The organism is Bradyrhizobium diazoefficiens, from assembly GCF_016612535.1.
In the GTDB taxonomy this organism is placed as follows: domain Bacteria; phylum Pseudomonadota; class Alphaproteobacteria; order Rhizobiales; family Xanthobacteraceae; genus Bradyrhizobium; species Bradyrhizobium diazoefficiens_C.
This window is the reverse complement of the sequence record NZ_JAENXS010000001.1, coordinates 533003-557680: the sequence shown is the minus strand read 5'-3', so window position 1 is coordinate 557680 and position 24678 is coordinate 533003. Positions and strand designations below refer to the sequence as shown.

General features: G+C 65.2%; 18 protein-coding genes and 3 pseudogenes. 15 read left to right on the top strand and 6 right to left on the bottom strand.

The window, feature by feature from the left end:
* Positions 1-45: 45 nt before the first annotated feature.
* The 4 genes from JJE66_RS02590 (at position 46) to JJE66_RS02575 (ending at position 4690) form a co-directional block, all read left to right on the top strand.
* Positions 46-1869, top strand: coding sequence for an ABC transporter permease (locus tag JJE66_RS02590; protein ID WP_200512564.1), 1824 nt, complete (start codon positions 46-48; stop codon positions 1867-1869).
* Entirely contained in the window at positions 1869-2717 is an 849-nt protein-coding gene (locus tag JJE66_RS02585) for an ABC transporter ATP-binding protein (protein WP_200512563.1), read from the top strand. The genes JJE66_RS02590 and JJE66_RS02585 overlap by 1 nt, the downstream gene beginning before the upstream one ends.
* Positions 2714-3454, top strand: a complete 741-nt coding sequence (locus JJE66_RS02580) for an ABC transporter ATP-binding protein (protein WP_200512562.1) — start codon at positions 2714-2716, stop codon at positions 3452-3454. Before JJE66_RS02585 ends, JJE66_RS02580 begins: the two co-directional genes overlap by 4 nt.
* A 183-nt stretch (positions 3455-3637) precedes the next feature.
* Positions 3638-4690: a HoxN/HupN/NixA family nickel/cobalt transporter gene (locus JJE66_RS02575; protein WP_246756041.1), complete on the top strand. Its 1053-nt coding sequence runs from the start codon at positions 3638-3640 to the stop codon at positions 4688-4690.
* On the opposite strand, the gene JJE66_RS02570 is transcribed toward JJE66_RS02575, so the two are convergent.
* Positions 4669-6180, bottom strand: a complete 1512-nt coding sequence (locus tag JJE66_RS02570) for an ATP-binding protein (protein ID WP_200512561.1) — start codon at positions 6178-6180, stop codon at positions 4669-4671. The two genes, JJE66_RS02575 and JJE66_RS02570, sit on opposite strands and share 22 nt — an antisense overlap.
* Before the next feature lie 359 nt (positions 6181-6539).
* Between JJE66_RS02570 and JJE66_RS02565 the strand changes: the two genes are divergently transcribed.
* A complete protein-coding gene (locus tag JJE66_RS02565; RefSeq protein WP_200512560.1) occupies positions 6540-7604 on the top strand; it encodes a ketopantoate reductase family protein in 1065 nt (354 codons plus the stop codon).
* 545 nt (positions 7605-8149) lie between these two features.
* Entirely contained in the window at positions 8150-8953 is an 804-nt protein-coding gene (locus tag JJE66_RS02560) for a YkgJ family cysteine cluster protein (protein WP_200512559.1), read from the top strand.
* A 1222-nt stretch (positions 8954-10175) separates the two neighbouring features.
* Here JJE66_RS02560 and JJE66_RS38580 read toward each other — a convergent pair.
* Positions 10176-10277: pseudogene (locus JJE66_RS38580) on the bottom strand (MarR family transcriptional regulator); the annotation flags it as partial.
* Positions 10278-10427: 150 nt separating this feature from the next.
* On the opposite strand from JJE66_RS38580, the gene JJE66_RS02555 reads away from it, so the two are divergent.
* Both JJE66_RS02555 and JJE66_RS02550 read left to right on the top strand, forming a co-directional pair.
* Positions 10428-11654, top strand: coding sequence for an MFS transporter (locus tag JJE66_RS02555; protein ID WP_246756260.1), 1227 nt, complete (start codon positions 10428-10430; stop codon positions 11652-11654).
* A gap of 139 nt (positions 11655-11793) precedes the next feature.
* On the top strand, positions 11794-12681 hold the full coding sequence (locus tag JJE66_RS02550; RefSeq protein WP_200512557.1) for a dienelactone hydrolase family protein: 888 nt from the start codon (positions 11794-11796) through the stop codon (positions 12679-12681).
* A 45-nt stretch (positions 12682-12726) separates the two neighbouring features.
* Here JJE66_RS02550 and JJE66_RS02545 read toward each other — a convergent pair whose 3' ends face one another.
* The 3 genes and pseudogenes from JJE66_RS02545 to JJE66_RS02535 all read right to left on the bottom strand — a co-directional run bounded on the left by JJE66_RS02545 (position 12727) and on the right by JJE66_RS02535 (position 15748).
* Positions 12727-13584, bottom strand: coding sequence for an SDR family oxidoreductase (locus JJE66_RS02545; protein WP_200512556.1), 858 nt, complete (start codon positions 13582-13584; stop codon positions 12727-12729).
* Positions 13585-13757: 173 nt separating this feature from the next.
* Positions 13758-14166 (bottom strand): annotated as a pseudogene (locus JJE66_RS02540) (nuclear transport factor 2 family protein).
* Between the two features lie 97 nt (positions 14167-14263).
* Positions 14264-15748: a mannitol dehydrogenase family protein gene (locus tag JJE66_RS02535; RefSeq protein WP_200515247.1), complete on the bottom strand. Its 1485-nt coding sequence runs from the start codon at positions 15746-15748 to the stop codon at positions 14264-14266.
* A 150-nt stretch (positions 15749-15898) separates the two neighbouring features.
* Between JJE66_RS02535 and JJE66_RS02530 the strand changes: the two genes are divergently transcribed.
* From JJE66_RS02530 to uxuA, 6 genes and pseudogenes are all read left to right on the top strand, one after another.
* Positions 15899-16723, top strand: a complete 825-nt coding sequence (locus tag JJE66_RS02530; protein WP_200512555.1) for a FadR/GntR family transcriptional regulator — start codon at positions 15899-15901, stop codon at positions 16721-16723.
* A gap of 87 nt (positions 16724-16810) precedes the next feature.
* A pseudogene (locus JJE66_RS02525) lies at positions 16811-17771 on the top strand (sialic acid TRAP transporter substrate-binding protein SiaP).
* 213 nt (positions 17772-17984) lie between these two features.
* On the top strand, positions 17985-18563 hold the full coding sequence (locus JJE66_RS02520) for a TRAP transporter small permease (protein WP_200512554.1): 579 nt from the start codon (positions 17985-17987) through the stop codon (positions 18561-18563).
* Positions 18564-18567: 4 nt separating this feature from the next.
* Entirely contained in the window at positions 18568-19974 is a 1407-nt protein-coding gene (locus tag JJE66_RS02515) for a TRAP transporter large permease (protein ID WP_200512553.1), read from the top strand.
* Positions 19971-21020 carry an L-idonate 5-dehydrogenase gene (locus tag JJE66_RS02510; RefSeq protein ID WP_200512552.1) on the top strand — a complete coding sequence of 350 codons (1050 nt, stop codon included), beginning with the start codon at positions 19971-19973 and terminating at the stop codon, positions 21018-21020. Before JJE66_RS02515 ends, JJE66_RS02510 begins: the two co-directional genes overlap by 4 nt.
* A 15-nt stretch (positions 21021-21035) precedes the next feature.
* The gene (uxuA, locus tag JJE66_RS02505) at positions 21036-22226 is read left to right on the top strand and encodes a mannonate dehydratase (protein ID WP_200512551.1); all 1191 of its coding nucleotides are present in this window, start codon (positions 21036-21038) and stop codon (positions 22224-22226) included.
* A gap of 201 nt (positions 22227-22427) precedes the next feature.
* On the opposite strand, the gene JJE66_RS02500 is transcribed toward uxuA, so the two are convergent.
* Positions 22428-23366, bottom strand: coding sequence for a LysR family transcriptional regulator (locus tag JJE66_RS02500; protein ID WP_200512550.1), 939 nt, complete (start codon positions 23364-23366; stop codon positions 22428-22430).
* Between the two features lie 212 nt (positions 23367-23578).
* Here JJE66_RS02500 and JJE66_RS02495 point away from each other — a divergent pair, with 212 nt between their 5' ends.
* On the top strand, positions 23579-24658 hold the full coding sequence (locus JJE66_RS02495) for an ABC transporter ATP-binding protein (RefSeq protein ID WP_200512549.1): 1080 nt from the start codon (positions 23579-23581) through the stop codon (positions 24656-24658).
* Positions 24659-24678: the final 20 nt, after the last annotated feature.

Here is a 24678-nt window from a genome sequence, read left to right as displayed (position 1 = left end):
CCGGAGCTCTCGCTCCGGCCTTTCTCGCTTCAATAGGAACGCTGCGTGTCTTCCTGGCTCGACTACACGATCAACGGGCTGATCGTCGGCAATGTCTACGCCCTCGTTGCGGTCGGGCTGGCGCTGATCTTCGGCGTCAGCCGGCTGATCAACTTCGCGCAAGGTTCGATCTATCTCGTCGGCGCCTATATCGGCTGGGTCGCGGTGGTGCAGCTGCACACGCCGCTGCCGCTCACCATCATTTTCGTCGCGGTGGTGGCCGCGCTGGTCGGGCTGATCATCGAGCGATTCGGCCTGCGACCGCTGCAAAACTCCGTGCGCATCGCGCCGCTGCTGGCGACCATCGGCATCAGCTTCGTGCTCGATCAGCTGGTGATGCTGACCTTCTCGCCCAACCCGCGCGCATTGCCGAGCCAGTTGCCGGACGTGCGATTCCAGGTCGGCGGCGGCACGATCGGACCGCTTGATCTCCTCATCGCCGGCGTCGGCATCACCAGCGCGCTCTCGCTGTTCGTGTTCCTGCGCTACAGCAAGCTCGGCTGGGCGGTGCGCGCGGCCTCGCAGGATCGCGACGCCGCAATGCAGATGGGCGTCGACGTCAACCGCGTCAATCAGGCGGTGTTCGGCATCGCGGCCGCGCTCGGCGGCGTTTCCGGCTTGCTGGTCGGCATGTACTACAACCAGATCGACACCGCGATGAGCCTGCAGGCGACGCTCAAGGGCGTCGTGGCCGAGGTGGTCGGCGGCGCCGGCAACGTGCCCGGCGCCGTGGTCGGCAGCCTGCTGCTGGGCCTGGTCGAGAGCTACGGCGTCGCCGTGTTCGGCACCAGCTACCGCAATCTATTCGCCTTCCTGCTGCTGGTGGTCGTGCTCGTGCTGCGGCCGAACGGCCTGTTTGCCAGCGCCCGGCAGGCGCCGCCCGAGCCGCTCACCGGCACCTTCATCGCGCCGAGCCGGCCGGTGCGCATTCCGCGCTGGGCCTTGCTGGTCGCAGTCGCAGTGTTTGCGATCCTGCCATTGCTGCCGGTGTCCTTCTACGTGCTCCAGACCCTGATCAACGCCTGGCTGCTCGGCATGCTCGCGCTCAGCCTCACGCTGGTTGCGGGCACGATCGGGCAGGTCTCGCTCGGACACGCCGCGCTGCTCGCGATCGGTGCTTACACCTCGGCGCTGCTGTCGCTGACATTCTCCGTGCCCGTCGGCCTTGCCATCATCGCCGGCGGCCTGATGAGCGCGGCGCTCGGCACGATCCTGATCTCGCCGTCGTTCCGACTGCGCGGCCACTACGTGTCGATCGCGACGCTCGCGATCGGCGAGATCGTGTCGCTGGTGATTTTGAACTGGGAGAGTGTCACGCGTGGTCCGATCGGCATCTCGGGCATCCCGCCGCTGTCGCTGTTCGGCTACGATCTGATCAGCGCCTCGTCCGTGTACTGGTTCAGCTTCGTGGTGATGGTCGTGCTCGCGCTGCTGCAGGCGCGCTTGCTCTCATCGCATCTCGGCCGCAGCTTTCGCGCCATCCGCGACGACGACATTGCCGCGCGCGCCTACGGCCTCAGCCTGAACCGCTACAAGTCGCTCGCCTTCATCTTCGGCGGGTTCGCCGCCGGCGTCAGCGGCGGCATCGCGGCGCATCTCTATTCCTACATCAACCATGAGACCTTCAACACGCAGCAGTCGATCCTGGCGCTGACGGTCGTGATCCTCGGCGGTCTCGGCAATGTCCTCGGCGCCGTCGTCGGGTCGGTGGCGCTGGTCGGGCTGCCGGAATTGTTTCGGGTCGCGGCCGAGTACCGCATCCTGATCTACGGCATCGTGCTGCTGCTGCTCGTGCGGTTCAGGCCGCAGGGCCTGTTGGGGACGATCTGATGGCGGAGGCAATCGCGCCGCTGTTGTCCCTGCGCGGGCTGACGCGCCGCTTCGGCGGTCTGACCGCCGTCGACGGCATCGATCTCGATCTCGCCAAAGGCGGGCTCGTCAGCATCATCGGCCCGAACGGAGCCGGCAAGACCACGCTGTTCAATCTCGTCACCGGACTCGACCGGCCGGATGCGGGCGAGGTTCGTTTCGAGGGGCGGGACATCACTGGTTTCTCGCCGGAACGGCTGGCGGCGCAAGGCATCGCGCGCACCTTCCAGCTCGGCCGCGTCTTCGGCAATCTCAGCGTCATGGACAACGTCCTGATCGGCGCCCATACGCGGCTGCGTGCGGTGAAGCCGGCCGTTCCGCTGATCGGCCCGCTGCTGGAGTTGGGGCTGGCGCTGCTGCGTCCCGCGAGCGTCACGGCCGAAGAAGAGCGGCTGCGCGAAGAGGTCAAAACCATTCTCGCCCGCTTCGGCGAGCGGCTGTTGCCGCGGATCGACCAGCCGGCCTACAGCCTGTCCTACGCCAACCGCCGCCGCGTCGAGATCGCGCGCGCGCTCGCACTCAAGCCGCGCCTGCTGCTGCTGGACGAGCCGACCGCCGGCATGAACCCAAGCGAGACCGCGGAGATGCAAGGCCTCGTCGCCGAGCTGAAGGCGGAAGGGCTCACCATTCTCCTGATCGAGCACAAGCTGGAGATGGTGATGCGGCTCTCCGACCGCGTCATCGTCATGGACGAAGGCAAGAAGATCGCGGAAGGGCCGGGCGATCAGGTGCGCAACGAACCCAAGGTGATCGAGGCCTATCTCGGCCACGGCCTGTCGGGGACGGCGGAGCAGGAGAGCGCGGCATGACCACGAGCGCACCGGAACCGCTGTTGACGCTGACGAATGTCAACACCTTCTACGGTCAGGCCCAGGTGCATTTCGACCTGTCCATCAATGTTGGCCGCGGCCACATCGTCTGCCTGCTCGGCGGCAATGCCAGCGGCAAGTCGACCACGATGAAGATCATCCTTGGCCTGGTGAAGCCGCGCTCGGGCGAGGTGACGTTCGACGGCGCCTCGCTGATCGGGCTTACCACGCCGCAGATCGTTCGCCGCGGCATCGCCTCGGTGCCGGAGGCGCGGCGGCTGTTCGCGGACATGAGCGTGCGCGAAAACATCTTGATGGGCGCCTTCGTGCGCAATGACCGCGGCGCCGTGGCGCAGGATCTCGACAAGATGCTGACGCTATTCCCGAAACTTGGCCAGCGGCTGTCGCAGCGCGCCGGCTCCTTGTCGGGCGGCGAGCAGCAGATGGTCGCGATGGCGCGGGCGCTGATGAGCCGGCCGCGGATGATCGTGATGGACGAGCCGACCATGGGCCTGTCGCCGCTCTATGTCGACCGCGTGCTGGAGCTGATCCGCACCATCAACCAGGAGGGCGTGTCGGTCTTCATGGTCGAGCAGAACGCCAGCCTCGCGCTCGAGATCGCGCATGAGGCCTATGTGCTCCAGACCGGCAAGATCGTGTTGTCGGGGTCGGCGCGGACGCTGAAGGACGATCCCCGCGTGCGTGACGCCTATCTCGGTGGGTCCGAGGCGGCGTAAGGCGATGCTCTGACGTCTCCACATCGTCATGGCCGGGCTTGACCCGGCCATCCACGTCTTCAACGCGGCACGAAGAACGTGGATGCCCGGGACAAGCCCGGGCATGACGACCTCTTTCGGTGCTGGTCAGTGTGATCATTCTATGAAAAGCTCATACCGTTGAACGCAATGGGCGGCGGCGGAATGAGTGTCGTGACGAGATGGTCTTTGCGGGCGCTCGAGCCCGGCATGGTGCTGCTGTTCGGCGGGCTGATCGCCGCCAATGTTGCCGCATGGGCCTGGACCTTCGCGCTGTTCGGCGACCGCCCCACGGTGATGGCGACTGCGCTGCTTGCCTGGGTGTTCGGTCTGCGTCACGCCGTCGATGCCGACCACATCGCCGCCATCGACAACGTCGTGCGCAAGCTGATGCAGGCGGGCGATACGCCGCGCAACGCCGGCCTGTATTTCGCGCTCGGTCATTCCAGCGTGGTCGTGGTCGCGACCATGCTGCTCGCGTTGGGCGTGGTCAGCCTGGGTGGGGACAGCCTGCTTAAGGACATCGGCGGCTTCATCGGCACGTCGGTGTCGGCACTGTTTCTGCTGGTGATCGCGGCCACCAATTTCGCCATCTTCGCCGGCCTGTGGCGGACGTTTCGTGCCGCGCGGGACCACGGCATTCACAACGCAGCCCAGCTCGACGCACTGCTCGCCAACCGCGGCTTTCTGGCGCGCCTGCTCGGCCCTATGTTCCGCCTGGTGACTAGGCCCTGGCACATGTTTCCGCTCGGCCTGTTGTTCGGGCTCGGCTTCGACACCGCGACCGAAATCGGCTTGCTCAGCATCTCCGCCACCGAAGCCGCGCGCGGTGCGTCGCTCGCCGATGTCCTGGTCTTCCCCGCGCTGTTCGCGGCCGGCATGGCGCTGGTCGACACTGCCGACTCCGCGCTGATGGTCAGCGCCTATCGCTGGGCCTTCGTCGATCCGATGCGAAAGCTCTGGTACAACCTCACCATCACGGGTGCGTCCGTCGCGGTCGCGCTGTTGATCGGCGGCATCGAGGCGCTACGCTTGGTCGCCGACCGGTTTGGTTTGACCGGCGGCGTGTGGGCGCTGGTCGATGCGCTGAACGAGTCGCTGGCCAATGTCGGCTTCGCGGTGATCGCGCTGTTCGTGATCGCCTGGCTCGTCTCGAGCGTGCTCTACCGCCGCATGTTCGCCAGCGACGGGACTGATCAAGCCGAAGCCGCGGTCTGAACCGGCTCCCCCGGCACATCGTCGCCATTGGGATCGCCCGGTGCGGTCGCCCAGGCCAATTCCACCAGCGTCACGAACCGGCGTCCACCGCCATCGAGCTGGACGACGATGAGGCCCTGCTCCTCCATATAGCCGAGCAGGCGCTGCGCCCGGCGCAGCGAATGCGAGCCATAGGCGCGCGCGATGGCGGCATCGCCGGGGCAGGGCCAGCCTTCTTTGGCGGCGCGCGCGATCATCATGAACACGCCCTGCATATCGTCGGGCAGGATCGAAGCGCGCACCGTCACCTCCTGCCAGGAATCGTCTTCGGCGAGGTCAGTGCCGAGTCCGGCGCGGGCATGGGTCAGCATGCGGCGGAATTCGCCGAGGTCCGGGACGGCCGCGCCGAGGCCTTCGATGCGGCAGCGGACCACGAATTCCTGATACAGCACGCCGATGGCGCGGAAGCCGGCATCGGGCGCGGCGAGCACGGCCCGAAGCGTACGATCCACGCGGTCGCGCCGTTCTGCGAGCTCCTCGGCACTGACGGGGACCTCGACCAATTCGGGGCTGACTTCGGGCGCCGCCGCCTTTGCCGCGCGGAGTTGTTCGAGCAGGTCCGGTGCCGGCCGGCGCTGCGGCCGGCTGGCATCCGGCGGCGGCGCGGCCAGGATCACGGCGCGCGCGTCTTCCAGCATCGCTTCGGGCATCGGCATCAGCCGTGGCGTCGAATTGCGCGGGGAGGTCGCGGTCGGGCCGATGTTCAGCCGCAGTGGACGGCGCGATAGCGCGGGTCCGAGCGCCATGAACTGTCCACGCTCGAGATCGCGAAAGGCTTCTGCCTGCCGCCGCTCCATGCCGAGCAGATCGGCGGCGCGCGCCATGTCGATGTCGAGGAAGGTCCGGCCCATCAGGAAGTTCGAGGCTTCGGCGGCGACGTTCTTGGCGAGCTTTGCCAGACGCTGGGTCGCGATGACGCCGGCAAGGCCGCGCTTGCGGCCGCGGCACATCAGATTGGTCATGGCGCCGAGCGAGAGTTTTCGCGCTTCGTCCGATACTTCGCCGGCAACCGCGGGTGCAAACAGCTGCGCCTCGTCGACGACCACTAGCATCGGGTACCAATGGTCGCGGTCGACGTCGAACAGACCGCCGAGGAACGCGGCCGCGCGCCGCATCTGGTTCTCGGCATCCAGCCCTTCGAGATTGAGCACGGTAGAGACCCGGTGCAGCCGCGCACGTTCACCCGCGACCTGAAGACCGCGCTCGGTGTGATCCTCGCCCTCGATCACCAGATGGCCGAATCGCTCGGCCAGCGTGACGAAATCACCTTCGGGGTCGATGATGGCCTGCTGCACCCAGGGTGCGCTCTGCTCCAGCAGGCGCCGCAACAGATGCGATTTGCCGGAGCCCGAATTGCCCTGCACCAGGAGGCGGGTCGCCAGCAGTTCCTCGAGGTCCATGGCCGCCGCGGCGCCCGCAATGGTCTGCCCCATCTCGATCGCAACCGTCATGTCCCGACTCAAGTCCCCGCCATTCGCGGAGTGGGGCTTATCAACCGAAGCAGGATGCGTCGAGCGAAACAGGGCCAATCACGCTGCGTTGCCCACGACGGATTTCAACCGTGATTCGAAAGCCGTAGCAGTGCGGGCCGGTACGAGGGCCGATGACGGGCGAATCTCAACTTCGGTAAAGCCGCAGTTGCCGCGAAGGAGCCAAGCCGTCGGCTCCGTCCGGGCGACGGAATATCCGCGGTCTCCTTGTATGCATTATCCCAGTTGCCATCCTCGGCCAGTTTGCCTTAGATGCTGCAACGCATCCGAGGATGACGCCCGGGGCCCAAAAAACCGTACAAGTTGTCGAGGGAACGAACATGGCGCGCAACGTACTGATTCTGGGAGCTTCCTACGGCTCCCTGCTGGGCACGAAGCTGCTGATGGCCGGGCATAACGTGACCCTGGTCTGCCGCGCCAAGACCGCGGAACTGATCAACCGCGACGGTACCGAGGTGCGCATCAAGCTGCGCGACGAGGCCGTGCACCGTGCCATTTTCTCGCGTGACCTGCCCGGCAGACTGGACGCGGTGACGCCCGCCGATGTCGACGTCTCCCGCTACGATTTGGTCGGCCTGGCGATGCAGGAGCCGCAATACACCAACCACACGGTCCGTGTGCTCATGGTCAAGATCGCCGCGGCCAAGCTGCCGTGCCTCTCGATCATGAACATGCCGCCGCTGCCTTATCTCAAGCGCATCCCGGCGCTCGCCGACATGGATCTCGAGGAGGCCTACACTAATGCGCAGGTGTGGGAGCGGTTCGAGCCGGGGCTGGTGACGCTGTGCTCGCCCGATCCGCAGGCCTTCCGTCCGCCGGAGGAAGCGGCGAATGTGCTGCATGTCGGCCTGCCCACGAACTTCAAGGCCTCGGCCTTCGCCGACGCGAAGCACAACAAGGTGCTGCGCGAGCTCGAAGCCGACATCGACGCGGTAATGCTCGACGGCCACGACGTGCCGGTGAAGCTCAAAGTGTTCGAGTCCCTGTTCGTGCCGCTGGCGAAATGGTCGATGCTGCTCACCGGCAACTATCGCTGCATCACGCCGCACGAGCCGCAGTCGATCCGCGATGCCGTGCATGGCGACCTCGCGCGCTCGCAGACGATCTACGACCATGTCGACGCCATCGCCCGCCGGCTCGGCGCCGATCCGCAGGACCAGGTGCCGTTTGCGAAATACGCCAAGGCAGCGGAAAGCCTGCTGAAGCCGTCATCGGCGGCGCGGGCCGTGGCCAGCGGCGCGCCGTTCATCGAGCGGGTCGATCTTCTGGTGAAGCTGATCTCGCATCAGATCGGCGCGCCCAATGCCGAGATCGACCGCACGGTCGAGACCGTCGACCAGAAGCTGAACGAAAAGATCGTGCAGGGCGGATCGGGCGCGCAATAGCGCTATCCCATTTCCAGACGTCGAATATTCGACCTTGGTCGCGCGACGGAGACGCATGTCACGCGCGCGTTGCAATCGCCGATTCATGCCTGCATGTACCGGCAAGGAGTTCCCGGTGTGGCGCAAAACCAACGCGCCGCCAACTCTGCCGATTTTCGATAGAGGCTGCGTGCATCAACGACAGGGACCGCTGCTCTCGCACCTTATCGATCACGAGAACGTGTTGTTTGCGCTTCTCTTCGTGTGCACCCGCAAGTATCACGACTGCGTGACGTCGATGCATGCTGGACGTCATATCTCGACGCGTAAGAAGGCGAAAGCGACTTGTTTGCGCGCGAATTGAGCCAAAGCGCACGCGACGTTGCCCTTTCGTGCATGCATATGAGGTCTTTCACTTCGCGCGTGATCCTCCATTTGCGCAAGCGCTGCATGCACGCGTGTCGGGCCGCCCTCGTTGTCTCGCAAATGGGAGAAAGATAGCTTTCCGCCTAAGCCATCATGCAATGCCTGCGTCAGGGAGCGGACGCAAACGACAAGAACAGAAAATGGATCAGGCAATGCTGAGCGTCGTCCGCGCGGTAGAGGCAGGCGCGACGACGATGAAGGGCGTGATTGACGCCACCGGACTATCTCGTCTCAAGATCGAACGTGCGTTGAATGCGCTGGAGAAGCAGAAGCTCCTGGTTCGCGACGGCCAGGGCTTTCGTGCGACCGGACTGCCGAAGACGGCGCGGCCCGCGCGGGAATGCGGGTCGTGCAATGCCTGCTGCGATATCCTCGAGGTGGCCGCCGTCGACAAGCCGGTGAACCAACTCTGCAAGCATTGGCAGACGGGCACGGAGTGTACCATCTACGACCGCCGTCCGCAAATGTGCCGGTCCTTCGTCTGCGCCTGGCTGCAAGGCCATCTGGACGACGACTGGTTCCCTGCGAAGTCGGGCATCATCGTGCATTTCAGCCAGGACGCCGTCAACGTCACCGTCGACGACGATTGCCCCGATCGCTGGCGCGAAGAGCCCTATTTCAGCAAGCTCGCCGAATGGTCGCTGAACGGGATCAGGCGAACCGGCAACCGCGGCTATGCGACTCTCGTCGTCTCGGGCGCCAATCGGTTCCTGTTGCTTGGACGCACCATCGTTTCCGAGCCGACGCCGTTCGGAACGGCCTTCCTGCCGCTCACCGCCGACACCTTCCGGTTCTGGCGGGCGACATCGGCCGAGCATTTGCAGCGGCTGCACGAGCGCATCGCCGAGATCGAGCGGGTCAGGCGGGAATTCGGCTCCTGCGCCATCCCGGATGGCGACGATGACGATCCCCGAGCTTCATCGCGCGAAGCGGAGACGGAGTGACGATCGCGCGGACCGAGTGCGATGCGGCTGGGTCCGGCACAAGTCCGGGCAGGCGCCATTCGGGGGCAGGGATGGAAGGTGATCATTGGCCTCACGGCTCCTGCGACGGCGCCGGGCGAAACCTGGCACGCCTGCGGAATCGTGCGTTCCGGATTCTTCGAAAGCCTGTCCGTCGCAGAACTGGTGCGCCATTCGCACAGGCAGCTGTGGATTTCGGACTCAGCGCAACCGGTAATATCTATCCAAGCATCTGAACAAACACCCGGCGGGAACCGCCGGGTGTTTTTGCTGCCTGGGTCGATTCGTGACCGGACGGAGCGACTTGTCGCCACAGCTCGAAGGGTGAAGGCGGAAGCGTAATCCGGGATCGGCGACGGGCAAAACACCCGCCACGCCGTCAACCCCTCCCCACAGAAATATTCCACTTTACCGAAATTCGGAAACGGCGTATGTGTCGTGGTATCCCGGCTCATCCTTGAGGGGCGATCTCGTGTCGTCTTGATTGCGAGCCGGGCTTGCGGTGGACGCGGGCAGCGTCGGGTGCGAGAGGTGCGGGCAGGGCGGGTAGTCCCTGTGAGCCCGAAACCACGTGCCGACGAGCGGCGCTGTCAGGTTCGTCTCGCCAGCATTCTTCCGGCAATGTCGACAAGGCCGGGAGATAATGCGGCGAACAAGCGAGCCGTGCGTACGGCAAAACCGTGTGGTCCTGGCCGTCGTCGCTACGGTCAAGCTTTCGCGGAGATGTGGAGCGCCCAACCGGGTCAACTGCATCGTCAATTCGCGGAGCGAGGGAGGCCAGAGGGAACTCGGCTCCCGGGAGAGCACGGCATAAGCCGTCAACCCACTGCGCAGGGAAGGCCGAGTGATTGGCACCACCTGTATGCTGCTGTGCGGTCTTTTTGCGCTACTTCGCGCAGCGGACCGCGGGTGCGAGGTCAGCACCCGGCCTTCCCTGCGCCCTCTCGGACAAGAGGGTGGCAAGAGACTAAAGAGATCAAGCAAAGCTCGGGCGAATTGAGCCGCGAGGACGCGAAAGCGTGTCTGCAAGTTGAGATGCGATTTTGAAGATTGCGATAGTGCCCCTTGCTCCGTCATGGCTTCGCTGCGCCTGCAACGACGACGAAGGGAGCGGGCGACGCTCCTCGCAACCACGATGGAGAAGCAGTTGCGCGCAACTGGCCCAGTATCGTCTCGCCGACCGCTCAGGTCCCGCGCTGGTGCTTCAACCCTGGCTTGCGATGCGCGCGCGGTCGAGGTGTTCCTCGATCTTGGGCCGGTCGCGGGTGCGCTCGAAGCTCGTGCAGAGTAGCTCCGTTTCCTCTAATGGATGTTGCGACGCAACGCGACCGCGCGGTTAAATCGGGCGAACAGATCGGGGAATTCAAGAGTGTCATCGGGAAACGAGCAATTTAGGCCCTTCCACGCCAAGCCCTTCAGCGTCAAGCGCGCGGCCTTGGCCGCTACCGTCGGCAACATGCTCGAGTTCTACGACTTCATCACCTACAGCTTCTTCGCCATCCAGATCGGCCACGCCTTCTTCCCGACCGGAAGCGAGTACGGCAGTCTGATGCTGTCGCTGGCGACCTTCGGCGCCGGCTTCGTGACCCGGCCGATCGGCGGCATCGTGCTCGGCATCTATTCCGACCGGATCGGCCGGCGGCCCGCCATGCTGCTGAGTTTTGCCCTGATGGGGGCGGCAATCCTGACCATCACGTTCACTCCGTCGTACAATTCGATTGGGCTCGCGGCGCCGATCATCGTGATCGCGGCCCGCATGGTGCAGGGCTTCGCGCTCGGTGGCGAGGTCGGGCCGACCACCGCCTATCTGATCGAGATCGCCCCGCCGGAGCATCGGGCGCTGGTGGTCGCATGGCAGCCGGCGAGCCAGGAGATCGCCGCGACGGCCGGCGCGCTCGTCGGCGTCATTCTCAGCAAGACGATGGCGCCGGAGATGCTCGACGCCTATGGCTGGCGGGTGGCGTTTCTGATCGGGGCGGTCTGCCTGCCGTTCGGCATCTGGATGCGCCGGACCCTGCCGGAAACGATCCCGCAGGCTGAACCCGGGGTCGCTGCGAACGAAAGCACGGGCCGCCTCTCGCAGGTCCGCAGCCATACCGGCCTGATCGCGCTGGCGCTGATGGTCCTGGCCAGCGGCACCATCTCGACCTATGTCACGCAATATATGACGACCTATGCGCAGAATACGCTGCATGTCCCGTCCACACTCGCTTTTGCCGTCTCGCTCGTTAGCAACGGCATTCAGTTCGCAGGCGCGCTGGTCGGCGGCTGGCTCGCCGATCGCCTCGGTCGCAAGCCGGTCATGATCTGGCCGCAGCTCGCAACGCTCCTGCTAACCTATCCGGTCTTCCTGTGGATCGTGCATTCGCCGGACGCGCTGTCGCTGCTGGTCGGCTTCGGTGTGCTCTCAATCATCGGCTCACTGCCATTCACCGCGTTCTACGCGACGTTCACCGAAGCGCTGCCCCAGCACATCCGCGGCGGCGTGTTCGCCACTGTCTATGCACTCGCGATTGCGAGCTTCGGCGGAACCGCGCAGCTCGTGGTCACCTGGCTGCTCCATGTCACCGGCGACCCGCTGGCACCGGCTTGGTACCTGCTGCTCGCGGCGATCGTCGGGCTTGGCGCGATGAGCCTGCTCCCCGAGACTGCGCCGGTGAAACAGCGTCAGGGCCAAATCTGAAAAACCAGCCTGGCCGCGGCGAGCGCTCGCAGGCTGGTGATTTGCGTTTCGCCGGCAATTATTGGCGAATGCGTCGCCTGAAGGATCAGTGCGAGATACCAGGGCAAGATGCCAGGCAAGGCATCAGGAAGGACAAGCGATGAGTATCGAAACCACCATCACATCCGACGTCATAGGGCTGATCAAGCCGCCTCCGGTGTCGCGACGCGGCTTCATGAGCGCCACCGCGGCGGTCGCCGCCGGCTACACGCTTGCGGCAGGTCCCGTCCGCGCCGAGGTGATCACGACGGACACCAGCGGCCTCCAGGCTGGCGATACCAAGATCAAGGTCGGCTCCGAGGAAATGCCCGCCTATTTCGCGCGGCCCGCGGGCAGCACCAAGGCGCCGGTGATCATCGTCGCGATGGAGATTTTCGGCTTGCACGAATACATCAAGGACGTGACGCGTCGCCTCGCCAAGCTCAGCGCCTTCGCCGTCGCGCCCGACTATTATTTCCGCAAGGGGAAGGATCTCACCAAGATCACCGACATCAAGGAGCTGCTGCCGATCGTCAATTCGAAGCCGGATACCGAGCTGCTGTCCGATCTCGATGCGACGGTGGCGTGGGCGGGATCGCAAGGCGGCGACACCGCGAAGCTCGGCATCATCGGCTTCTGCCGCGGCGGCCGGACCGTCTGGGAATATGCCGCTCATAACGGCACGCTCAAGGCCGGCGTCGCCTTCTACGGTCCGCCAGTCGATCCGCCCAATCCGCTCTGGCCGAAGAGCCCGCTGCAGCTCGCTCCCGAAATGAAGGCGCCGGTGCTCGGCCTCTATGGCGGGGCCGATACCGGCATTTCCGTGGCCCAGGTCGAGCAGCTCAAGGCGGCGCTCGAGCAGAACAAGAAGACGGCCGAATTCAAGATCTATCCGGACGCGCCGCACGGCTTCCATGCCGACTACCGCGGCAGCTACCGCAAGGAGGCGGCGGAAGATGCCTGGAAGCGGGCGCAGGCCTGGTTCAAGAAGTACGGCGTGCTGAGCTGACGCTGAATTTCAAGAGGGCGGCCCGAGCGGCCGCCCTGTTCTATTTCAACGCGACGCTCTCACCCCACCATCGCGCCACAGCGCATCGAGGCCATGCCGATAAGTCGGATAGGCCAGCGTGACGCCGAGCTCGCGCTTCAATCTCGCGTTGGAGACGCGGGCGCTGCTGGAATAGAAGCTGCGCGCCATCGCCGACATCTCGGCGGTCGCGAACGCTTCTTCGGCCGGCGGCGCAACGCCCATCAGCTGCGCGGCATAGGCGATCACGTCCTGCGGCGGCGCGGGCTCGTCGTCGCAGACGTTCCAGGTCCCGCTGCCCTGATGCTGGACCGCGGCCATGATCGCGCTGGCGATATCGTCGACATGGATGCGGTTGAAGACCTGGCCTGGCTTGATGATGCGGCGCGCCGTGCCGCCGCGCAGTGTCACCAGCGCGTTGCGGCCGGGGCCGTAGATGCCGGCAAGCCGCAGGATCGCGACATTGCCCTGCGCCATGTCCGTCCAGGCTTGCTCCGCCGCGACCCGCATCCGCGCGCGGTCGAGAGCGGACTGGGGCGGCGTGCTCTCGTCGACCCATCCGCCGGCGTGATCGCCGTAGACGCCGATGGTGGAGAGATAGACGACCTTGCGGCGGCCCGCCGCCAGCACGTGGCCGAACGCCGCAATGGCGGGATCGCCGGTGCTGCCCGGCGGGATTGATACGAGGACGACATCCGCGTCGCTGACACGGTTGACCGTCTCGTCAGCCGGACGGTCACCGGAAAAGCCATGCACCTCGATGCCGGCGAGATCGTCCCGCTTTCCGGGATCGCGCACCGTGCCGGCGACATGCGAGAAGCTGCCGCCGAACTTGCGGACGAAATGCCGGGCGCTATAGCCGAGGCCAAGGATGAAGAGCCGCATGCGTCTCCCGTGCAGGTCGGAGTTCCCGTCCGCGCGAGCCGCGCGTCCCCGCTCATAAGAGATTTTTCGGTCCGGCAAAAGATATTGCGGTTCCCCGGTGCAAGCGATGGTCGCGCTCGCCATCAAACAAAAAGCCGCAAAACAACCCCATGCACAGTAGAACGCCGCCGCGGTCAGTGCACCCGGTGGCTCGCTCTATCGTCCTCGGCTTGCTCGACAATCTGCGCGATCGGGCTCGACTGGTGATGCACCAGGCGCCAGCCGTCGCCGATGCGCCGAAAATGGTTGGCGGCGGCCAAGGCAGTGCCGTCGACGATCTCGATGCAGAGCACGCGGGCACTGTCGCCGTCGACGATCGCCTGCGGCTCGGCGCAGACGATCTGCGGACGTTCGGGGGTTCTTTAGGATATCGCGCCAGCTGCCGATCACGGTGTCGTGGCCGACGATCGCCGGCCAGCCGGGATGAATGCAGGAAATGGCGTCGTCATCCGCCCACATCCGCTTCATCTCGTCAAAATCGCCGGTCGAAAAGGCGGCGTAGAAGGCCGCGTTCGCGGCGATGACCTTGCTGTCCTCTGCCATGCCTCTCGGGTGCGGCAACCGCACGCAAAAATCAAGCGCAACTTCCGTTCGACTTTGGGTTCGATTGGACCGCAGTGCAGCATTGCCCGCTTTGTGGTCAGGCGGAGACGAGCGTCTCCACCGCGCGCCGCGCGCCTTCCTTGTAGAGACGGCCGAGCGCCGCGGTCACGGCCTCGCGCAGGCGCGGCTCGGCACCGAGCGGCCCGAACACTTGTGTGACGCCGAGCAATGCGGGCGCGAGCCGTTCGGCGACGGGACCGGCCTCGCGCGCCAACCTCGCGAGCTCGGCGGCGAGCGGATCGCGCACGTCGATGGTGCGGCCCTTCTCGTCGAGCGCGGTGACGTAGCGCATCCAGCCCGCGACCGCGAGCGCGTGCGTCGCGATCGGCAGGTTCTTGGCGAGGCGATCCTGCATCGCACCGAGCAGACGCTGCGGCAGCTTTTGCGAACCGTCCATCGCGATCTGCCAGGTGCGGTGATGCAGCGCCGGATTGGAAAAGCGCTTGAGCAGCGAGGCGCGATAGGCAGCGAGATCGGTGCCAACAGGCATCGTCAGCGTCACCGCGGCCTCTTCCATCACCTGCGCGGCCAGCCGCGCGAAATGCGGATCCTGCATGGTGTCGGCGATGGTCTCGTAGCCGGCGAGATAACCGAGATAAGCGAGCGCCGAATGGCTGGCGTTCAGCAGCCGCAGCTTCATCAGCTCGAACGGCTTGACGTCGCTGACGAGTTCGACGCCCGCGGCGGCGAGATCGGGTCTTCCGGCCGAGAAGCGATCCTCGACCACCCATTGCGTGAACGGCTCGGTCATGACCGGCCATGCGTCGCGCAGGCCGAGCGCAGCGGCGACCGCATCACGGTCGGCCTCTAGCGTTTCCGGCACGATGCGGTCGACCATAGTGCAGGGGAAGGCGACGTTGTCCGCGATCCACTTGCCGAGATCCTTCGACCGAAGTGCTGCGAATTGCGTGACGATCCGTTGCACGGTATGGCCGTTGGCGGCGAGATTGTCGCAGCACAGCATGGTGAACGGTGAAAGCCCCTGCGCTCGCCGGCGCGCCAGCGCCGCCACGATGAAGCCGGGCGCGGAGCGCGGTGCGTCGAAATTGTTGAGATCGTGCTCGATGTCCGGATGCCGCTCGTCGAGATCGCCGGTCTGCGGCCTGTGGCAATAGCCCTTCTCGGTGACAGTCAGCGAGACGATGCGGATGGCGGGATCGGCCATCCGCTCGACCAACGCGGCCGGCTTCTCGCGCGCGACGACGCTGTCGAGCAGCGCGCCGATCACGCGATGCTCGGTGCCCTCAGTGGCACGCACGGCAACCGTATAGAGATGATCCTGCGGGGCGAGGGCGTCGCGCGTGTCGGGACTGCGCAGACTCGCGCCGACGATGCCCCAGGCGCTGCTGCCTGCGGCAAGGCAATCGTCGATGACGACGGCCTGGTGGGCGCGATGAAACGCGCCGAGGCCGAGATGCACGATACCGGGTGTGATGCGCGAACGGTCATAGGCCGGGCGGCGGATGGCCGGCGGCAGCCGGTCGAGATTGGCGCGGCCAAGGCGCTTTGAATCAAGACGCATTGAATTAAGCCGCATGCCCGTCTCTCCCCGTGTTTGGCCGCTGCTTGACACGGCGCCCGACCTCGGTCAATGCTTCGGTCAATTGGTAAGGCCAATTAGCCAAAATTGGCAGACCGCCGGATCCATCGGCGTGATCCTGGGGAGGCCAGCGTGCCGCTGGAAGCTGTGGAGGCGAGACGGCTCTATCGCCAAATCGCCGATCAATTGCGAAGCCTGATCGACAGCGGCGAGTACGCGGTCGGCAGTCGCTTGCCGCCCGAGCGCGAACTAGCTGACCAGCTCAGGGTGTCGCGGCCAACGGTGCGCGAAGCCCTGATCGCGCTCGAAGTGGAAGGGCGCGTCCGCATCCGCGTCGGCTCCGGCATCTATGTGATCGAGCCCGCAGGCGCCGCGCCCGTGTCGGCAGCCGCCATCATCGAGGGGCCGTTCGAACTTCTGCGCGCCCGCGAATTCCTCGAAAGCGCCATCGCCGAGCAGGCTGCGCGCGTCGCGACGAAGGATGACGTCGCGCGCATCGATGCCGCGCTCGTGGCGATGGAGAATGTCGACCATCCCGGTGAAGCCTCGATGGTCCATGACCGTGCCTTCCATGTCGCGATCGCCGGATGCCTCGGCAACGCTGTGCTGGTGCGCGTGGTCGGCGAGCTGTTCGACCAGCGCCTCAATCCCTATTTCGCGCAGCTTGCGCATTACTTCGAGAACCCGGGCACCTGGCGCACGGCGCTCGACGAGCATCGGGCCGTGCGCAATGCGATCGCGGCGCGCGAGCCACAGGCTGCCCGCGAGGCGATGCGCGATCATCTCGCGCATTCGCAGGAGCGCTTTGCACAGAATTTCGGCGCCGAGAGTTCGGCAGGATCGCCCGCGGCGCGGAAACGTGCAGTGCGATCTCCGGCAAAACCGGCAGCAACAAAACGACCGTCGAAGAAGCGGAGCAAGGAGGCCGTGAAGAGCGGCGGCCCGCGGCGGCGATGAGATTGGCGGCTCGTCTCCGCTTCGGGACGGGCGAACAAGAAGCAGACTTAAGTCAGTGGAGGATATTCAGTGCTGAAGAAAATGACGATGGTGCTGGCGATTTCGGTCGCCGCAATGTTTGCGACGATCCATGCCGGCATGGCGCAGACCAAGCTGAAATGGGCCCATGTCTACGAGACCTCGGAGCCGTTCCACACCGCCTCGGTCTGGGCCCGCGCAGGAGATCGGCAAGCGAACCAACGGGCGCTACCAGATCGACGTCTATCCGGCGTCGCAGCTCGGGAAGGAGGCCGACATCAACCAGGGCCTCTCGCTCGGCTCGGTCGACATCATCATCTCCGGCTCGAGCTTCGCGGCCAAGAGCTTTCCGCCGATCGGCGTGACCTATTATCCCTACACCTTCCGCGACGCCGATCATCTCCTCGCCTACACCAAGAGCGACATCTTCAAGGAGCTCGCCAAGGGCTATGAGGACAAGAGCGGCCACCACATCATCGCGGTGACCTATTACGGTGTGCGCCAGACCTCGTCGAACAAGCCGATCAAGACCTGCGCCGATATGAAGGGCCTGAAGATGCGCGTGCCCGACGTTCCGGCCTATCTGGCGATGCCGCGCGCCTGCGGTGCCAACACCGCGCCGATCGCGTTTGCCGAAGTCTATCTCGCGCTCCAGAACGGCACTGTTGAAGCCCAGGAGAATCCGCTGACCACGATCGAGGCCAAGAAGTTCTACGAGGTACAAAAGCACATCGTGCTGACCGGCCACATCGTCGACCACCTCAATACGGTCGTCGCCGGCGCGCTCTGGAAGAAGCTGAGCGACGAGGACAAGAAGATATTCACCGAGGTGGCGCAGGAGGCTGCTGCCAAGGCGACCGAGGAGATCAAGCAGAAGGAGGCCAAGCTGGTTGCCTTCTTCAAGGAGAAGGGCCTGACCGTGACCGAGGTCGACAAGAACGAGTTCCGCGACACCGTGCTGAAGAACGTCCCGTTCGAGACCTTCGGCTATCGCAAGGCCGACTGGGAACGGATCCAGGCGATCAAGTGACTGCAACTCTCCCCGTCGTCCCGGCGAATGCCGGGACCCATACCGCGTAATCAATCGAAAGAGGCGCGGTGCTGGCCACGGACGTTCGGAACGACGAGCGGGCGCTACAGCTATGGGTCCCGGCCTTCGCCGGGACGACCGGGAGGGTGACGCGAGGGCGGCGCATTTTGGCCGCCTCCGCAATGACGTTCGGTACCTTTGAGGAGTAACCACATGTCGACCGCCGAAGTGCACCGGCAGATCACCGGCGACGAGATCGCCCACACATTCGAGGAGGAAGCGACGCCGAAGATCGATCTCGGCATCTACGCTTTCGAGGACTGGGTGGCGCTGGCGATCTTCTGGGTGATGGCACTCGCCGTCTTCCTGCAGTTCTTCACCCGCTACGTGCTCAACGACAGCTACGCCTGGACCGAGGAGATCGCGACCTACTGCCTGATCGGGGTGGTCTTCATCGGCGCCTCGATGTGCGTGCGGCTGTCGCGGCACATCCAGGTCGACCTGATCTATCGCTATTTGCCGCAATTCGTGGCGCGCGCGTTGTCGACGGTGATCGACCTGATCCGGATCGCCTTCTTCGGCTACGCCGTCAAGCTGGTCTGGGTCTACATCCAGATCATCGGCGACGAGTCCATGACCACGATCAACTTCCCCAAGAACTACGTCTACTACGCCGTGCTGCTCGGCTTCGTGCTGATGTTCGTGCGCTCGGTGCAAGTGACGCTGCAACATCTGCGACAGGGCTATTCGATCCTCGAACGTCCCGGCGCTTACGACGGTTTTGAAGGGTAAGTTCATGCTGCTGTTGCTCGGAGGCTTCCTCATCCTGATGCTGCTCGGCGTTCCCGTGGCGATTGCCATGGCGTCGTCGTCGCTGCTCTACATCCTGGTCAGCGGCGTGACGCCCGACGTGACGCTGGCGCAACGCATGATCGCGGGCGTCGAGAGCTTTCCGCTGCTCGCCGTGCCCTTCTTCATCCTGGCCGGCAACCTCATGAACATCGCCGGCGTCACCGGACGCATCTACAAATTCGCCGTCGCGCTGGTCGGCTGGATGCGCGGCGGGCTCGGCCACGTCAACATCATCGGCTCGGTGATCTTCTCCGGCATGTCCGGCACCGCGATCGCCGACGCAGCCGGCCTCGGCACCATCGAGATCAAGGCGATGAAGGACCACGGCTACACCACCGAGTTCTCGGTCGGCGTCACCGCGGCCTCGGCGACGCTCGGCCCGATCATCCCGCCGTCGCTGCCCTTCGTGATCTACGGCATGATGGCCAACGTCTCGATCGGCGCGCTGTTCCTGGGTGGCGTCATTCCCGGAGTGGTCCTGACGCTGCTGATGATGGCGACCGTCACCTACTTCGCGTACAAGAACAAGTGGGGCAGCGATACGCCATTCTCTTGGCCGCAGCTCGGCTCTGCCGGTCTCGAGATCGTCATCGTATTCTCTTTCCCGCTCGCGATCTGGCTGATGACGCTGGCCGGCATGTCGACCAACCTCGCGGTCGTCATCGGGCTCGGTGCGCTGCTCGCGATCGACTGGTACTTCGACTTCTCCGCGGTGATGGCGCTAATGGCGCCGGTGATCCTGATCGGCGGCATGACGCTCGGCTGGTTCACGCCGACCGAAGCCGCGGTTGCCGCCGTGATCTGGTCGCTGTTCCTTGGTCTCGTGCGCTATCGCACCATGACGCTGAAGACGGTGGCGAAAGCGACCTTCGACACCATCGAGACCACGGCCTCGGTGCTGTTCATCGTCACCGCGGCCTCGATCTTCGCCTGGCTGCTCACGGTGTCGCAGGCGGCCCAGCTGCTCTCGGACTGGATGCTCAGCATCACCCACAATAAATGGGTGTTCCTGGCGCTCGCCAACGTGCTGATCCTGTTCGTCGGCTGCTTCATCGACACCACGGCGGCGATCACCATCCTGGTGCCGATCCTGCTGCCGATCGTGCTCAAGCTTGGCATCGATCCGATCCATTTCGGTCTGATCATGACGCTGAACCTGATGATCGGCCTGCTGCATCCGCCGCTCGGCATGGTCCTGTTCGTTCTCGCCCGCGTGGCAAAGCTCTCGGTCGAGCGCACGACGGTCGCGATCCTGCCTTGGCTGGTGCCGCTGATGCTCGCGCTGATCGCGATCACTTACGTTCCCGAACTGACTCTCTGGCTGCCGAAATACATGGGACTTTCCAAATGACCTCCACTTCTTTCGCCGCAACCCTGTTCGGCCCCGAAGATCTGCGCATGATCGAGCATCCGCTCGACAAGCTGGCCGCCGGCATGGTGCGTATCCGCTTTGGCGCCGGCGGCATCTGCGGCTCGGACATGCATTACTTCCGTCACGCCCGCACCGGCGATTTCGTGGTGAAGTCGCCGCTGGTGCTCGGTCACGAGATCTCGGGCCAGGTCGTCGAGATCGCCGGCTCCGCGGCGAATTTGAAGGTCGGCGACCGCGTCGCCGTCAATCCGTCGCGCTGGTGCGGCGATTGCGTGGCCTGCCGTGAGGGCCGGCAAAACCTCTGCGAGAATATCTATTTCATGGGCTCGGCGTCGAAGACGCCGCACATGCAGGGCGGCTTTGCCAATTATTTCGACGCGATCCCGGCGCAGTGCGTGAAGATTCCGGACCACGTGTCCTATCAGGCCGCGGCGCTCGCCGAGCCGCTGGCGGTCTGCCTGCACGCGGTCGCCCGCGCCGGCAACATCGAGGGCAAGCGCGGCATCATTTTTGGCGCCGGCCCGATCGGGCTTCTGACCATGCTCGCCGCGCGCCGCGCCGGCATGGCTGACATCACCGTGGCCGACATCGCATCTGCACCGCTCGCCTTTGCGACGCGGCTTGGTGCCTCTCACGTCGAGAACATCGTGGGCGGCGAGGAAGGCCTGAGGGCGCAGGCCGCTGCGCGCCCCTATGATGTCGCGTTCGAAGTCTCGGGCACGGCAGCGGGGCTTGCGAGTGCGATTGGCATTGTGCGGCGCGGCGGCGTGGTGGTGCAGATCGGAAATCTGCCGGGCGGCCAGATTCCGACGCCCACGAATGCGGTGATGGCCAAGGAGATCGACCTGCGCGGCTCGTTCCGCTTCGGCTTGGAATTCATGACAGCGGTGGAACTGATCGGTGCCGGCAACGTCGATGTGCTGTCGCTGGTCACCGCCGAACGGCCGCTGTCGACCGCGCCAGATGCGCTGCGGCTGGCGCTCGACCGCTCGCAGAGCGTCAAGGTCGTGCTGACCGCGAACTAATCCGGGAGAATTCCGATGATGCTCGAGGGATGGCGCTGGTACGGGCCCGATGATCCCGTGTCGCTGGATGACGTCAGGCAGGCCGGGGCGACGGACATCGTCTCGGCCCTGCACCAGGTGCCGATTGGCGAGGCCTGGACCCGCGAGGCGGTGGAGGAGCGCAGGAATTTCATCGAGCGCGGCCAGCCCGGCCGCTCGCAGCTGACCTGGTCGGTGGTGGAATCGATTCCGATCCCGGACGACGTCAAGCGCCTCGGGGCCAGGGCGGCGCAATCGATCGAAGCGTGGATCGCGAGCCTGGAGGCGGTCGCCGCCTCCGGCATCAAGATCATCTGCTACAATTTCATGCCCGTCGTCGACTGGTGCCGCACCGACCTGGAATGGGAGCTGCCGAACGGCGCCCGTGCCATGCGCTTCGACCACGACCGCTTTGCCGCCTTCGAGCTGCATATCCTCAAGCGTCCTGCAGCCGTGCAGGAATATTCCCCCGACCAGCAGGCGCGCGCGAAAACGCTGTTCGACAAGATGAGCCAGGCGGACATCGACTATCTCATCATGACCATCGCCAGCGCGCTGCCGGGCTCGACCACCGAGCCGATGACGATCCCGCAATTCCGAGACCGCCTGGAGACCTACCGCGACATCACGCCGAAGATCCTGCGACAGCATCTCGCGGAATTCCTGGGACGCGTCGCGCCGGTGGCGGAGCAGCTCGGCGTCTCGTTGACACTGCATCCGGACGATCCGCCACGCCCGCTGTTCGGCCTGCCGCGCGTTGCCTCGACCGCCGACGATTATCAGGCGCTGTTCGACGCCGTGCCCTCGAAAGCCAACGGCATTTGTCTCTGCACCGGCTCGCTCGGTGTACGGCCTGAGAACGATCTGCCTGCGATGGCAGAGCGTTTCGGCCCGCGGATTGCGTTTGCGCATCTCCGTGCGACCAAGCGCGAGGCCGATGGCCTGACCTTCCACGAGTCGGACCATCTCGACGGCGACGTCGACATGGTCGCCGTGTTGAAGACGCTGTTGAAAGAGAACGCGCGGCGCCCGCCCGACAGGAGAATCGTCTTCCGTCCCGATCACGGCCACCGCATGCTGGACGATCTCGCCGCAACCAAGCGCAACAATCCCGGCTACACTGCGATCGGTCGCCTGCGCGGCCTCGCCGAGCTCCGCGGCGCGATCCGTGCGATCGAGCATCATTGAGGCGCGGTGCGCTGGATGGCTCCTTCGCCTCTCCCCGCCTGCGGGGAGAGGCCGGAATTCGCGCGGAGCGCGCGGATTCCGGGTGAGGGGGACTCTCCGCGAGTCTCACTCTCACCGTGATCGCGGAAGCAGCCCCTCACCCCGACCCTCTCCCCGTAAGAACGGGGAGAGGGAGAACGTCCTTCCTCGACTGTTCGCCGCTTAATAACACGCGGCCATCGCGCCGAGCTTCGGATAGAGCTTGTCGATCGCGGCGATCTCGCTTTGCATCTGCGCGATGATCCAGTCGCGGATCTCGGCCGCGATCGGGCGCATCGGCCGGTTGCGCGGCGGCAGGAATTCGCAGATGCGGCGCGTGGTGGTGAACCTGTCGGAGGCTGGTACCAGTGCGCCGGTCAACAACCAGTGCGAGGCCACCGTCAGCCAGCCGAGCGCGATGCCCTGGCCGAGCAGGGCGGCCTGCATCACGACGGCATAGTCGGTGAAGCTCAGCGCCTTGGCCGCGCCACGGCGACCGGTGAGCAGCGATGCGTAATCCGCGGCCCAGTCGCCCGGCGTCTCGGCGAGACGGATGATGGTGTTGCCATCGGCAGCTACGGTGCCGTCGAGATAAGCCGGGCTGCACACCGGCAGCATGACCTCCTTCATTACCAGCGTGCCGCCGGAGGAGGGTTCTTCGCGGTCGCGAAAGCGCATGCCGAGATCGACATTCTCGACCGGCCCGCGCAGTGCGCCGGAGATCAGCTGGAAGCGCAGATCGACCTGCGGAAACTGGCGCTGGAGCTTGTCGATGCGCGGCATCAGCCAGTGCGTGGTGAAGGCGGAGGAGACCGACAGGGTCACCGTCTCGGTGCCCTTGCGGCGGCGCTCCATCTCGACGAGACCGGTCTCGATGCTGCGAAAGCCCTCGAGCACGCGGCGATAGAGGAGCTCGCCTTCCTCGGTGAGCACCGCGCGGCCCGCGGTGCGGTCGAACAGGCGCACGCCGAGATGCTCCTCGAATTGTCCGAGCATGCGGCTCACCGCCGGCTGCGTGACGTTCAGTTCGGCGGCCGCCGCCGTGAAGCTGCCATTGCGCGCCGCTGCGTCGAAGACGAACAGGGCGTTACTTGAAGGCAGCATCCGGCGCAGCTCTGGCATAACCTCATGTTATGAGCCGAGTGAGAATTTGGCAATTGCCGAGTTTTGCCAAGTCTGGTGTCATTGGCATCACAGCCTAAAGACAGGGGTGTTCGGGAAAAGATTTGGTGCGGCGCACGCTGCGCCGGCAAATGCTTCAGAACGCTGTCTATAAAGCAGGCTTATGGCGTGCAGTGAGGCACGCCAGGCAAGGGATATGGCGAGGTCGATCGTTGGACAAACGAGCGGAAAGCGTCGAGATCAGGTCCGCGAGCAAGGCGTACGGCGCCATTCGCGCTCTCGACGACGTCTCGCTCAATGTCGGCGCCGGCGAGTTCGTCTCGCTGCTCGGTCCCTCCGGCTCCGGCAAGACCACGCTGCTCGGCATTCTGGGCGGCTTCGTCCTGCCGACATCAGGCACAATTCTCTTCGGCGGCCGCGACATCACCTACATGCCGCCGCACAAGCGCGACATCGGCGTGGTCTTCCAGAACTACGCATTGTTCCCGCATATGAACGTCGGCGAGAACGTCGCCTTTCCGCTGCGCGCGCGCCGTCTGCCGAAGGCAAGCTGGCCCGACAAGGTGCGCGCGGCGCTCGCAATGGTGGGTCTCGCCGGCTATGAGGAGCGCGGCATCGCGCAGCTCTCCGGCGGCCAGCGTCAGCGCGTGGCGCTCGCACGCGCCATGATCTTCGAGCCGCGGCTGATCCTGATGGACGAGCCGCTCTCGGCGCTCGACAAGCAGCTCCGCGAATCCATGCAGATCGAGCTCCGCGCGCTCCATAAGCGCATCGGCGCCACCATCATCTACGTCACCCATGACCAGCGCGAGGCGCTGACCATGAGCGACCGCGTCGCCGTGATGAAGGACGGTCGGCTGATCCAGATCGACGTGCCCGAGCGGCTGCACGATCATCCTGCCGATTCCTTTGTCGCAAGCTTCATCGGCGAGGCGAGCATGCTGCCGGTTCGCCGCGTCGATGCCTCCAGCGTTGCGCTCGGCAATGCGCTGCTGCGCAGCGCCCGCGCCATTCCGGACGGCGATGCGCTGATGCTCGCAGTGCACAGCGAAAAACTCCTGATCGACGACGGCGCGCAGGACGCCACCTGCAACCGGCTGACCGGGACGGTCACCGACATCGTCTACCAGGGCGAGAGCCTGCGCATCTTCCTGGCGCTCGCCGACGGCATCGCACTCAGCCTGCGCCAGCCGAGCTACCACCAGGCCTATCACCGCATCCCGCCGCTCGGCGGCAGCCTCACCGTCACCCTTCACCCCGAGGACACCATCGTCGTGCCCAGGGTGGACTGAACTCAAGCCTTGTTTAACCT

Bases quoted from the DNA above. Each gene is read 5' to 3' on its own strand.
- JJE66_RS02545 (WP_200512556.1), bottom strand. From the start codon at position 13,584: ATGCGGCTCTTCATCCTTGGCCTCGGCTATAGCGCCCGGCATTTCGTC.
- JJE66_RS02520 (WP_200512554.1), top strand. From the start codon at position 17,985: ATGTCGACCGCCGAAGTGCACCGGCAGATCACCGGCGACGAGATCGCC.
- JJE66_RS02515 (WP_200512553.1), top strand. From the start codon at position 18,568: ATGCTGCTGTTGCTCGGAGGCTTCCTCATCCTGATGCTGCTCGGCGTT.
- JJE66_RS02555 (WP_246756260.1), top strand. From the start codon at position 10,428: ATGCTCGAGTTCTACGACTTCATCACCTACAGCTTCTTCGCCATCCAG.
- JJE66_RS02550 (WP_200512557.1), top strand. From the start codon at position 11,794: ATGAGTATCGAAACCACCATCACATCCGACGTCATAGGGCTGATCAAG.
- JJE66_RS02580 (WP_200512562.1), top strand. From the start codon at position 2,714: ATGACCACGAGCGCACCGGAACCGCTGTTGACGCTGACGAATGTCAAC.
- JJE66_RS02510 (WP_200512552.1), top strand. From the start codon at position 19,971: ATGACCTCCACTTCTTTCGCCGCAACCCTGTTCGGCCCCGAAGATCTG.
- JJE66_RS02560 (WP_200512559.1), top strand. From the start codon at position 8,150: ATGGATCAGGCAATGCTGAGCGTCGTCCGCGCGGTAGAGGCAGGCGCG.
- JJE66_RS02575 (WP_246756041.1), top strand. From the start codon at position 3,638: ATGAGTGTCGTGACGAGATGGTCTTTGCGGGCGCTCGAGCCCGGCATG.
- JJE66_RS02570 (WP_200512561.1), bottom strand. From the start codon at position 6,180: ATGACGGTTGCGATCGAGATGGGGCAGACCATTGCGGGCGCCGCGGCG.
- JJE66_RS02500 (WP_200512550.1), bottom strand. From the start codon at position 23,366: ATGCCAGAGCTGCGCCGGATGCTGCCTTCAAGTAACGCCCTGTTCGTC.
- JJE66_RS02565 (WP_200512560.1), top strand. From the start codon at position 6,540: ATGGCGCGCAACGTACTGATTCTGGGAGCTTCCTACGGCTCCCTGCTG.
- JJE66_RS02535 (WP_200515247.1), bottom strand. From the start codon at position 15,748: ATGCGTCTTGATTCAAAGCGCCTTGGCCGCGCCAATCTCGACCGGCTG.
- uxuA (WP_200512551.1), top strand. From the start codon at position 21,036: ATGATGCTCGAGGGATGGCGCTGGTACGGGCCCGATGATCCCGTGTCG.
- JJE66_RS02585 (WP_200512563.1), top strand. From the start codon at position 1,869: ATGGCGGAGGCAATCGCGCCGCTGTTGTCCCTGCGCGGGCTGACGCGC.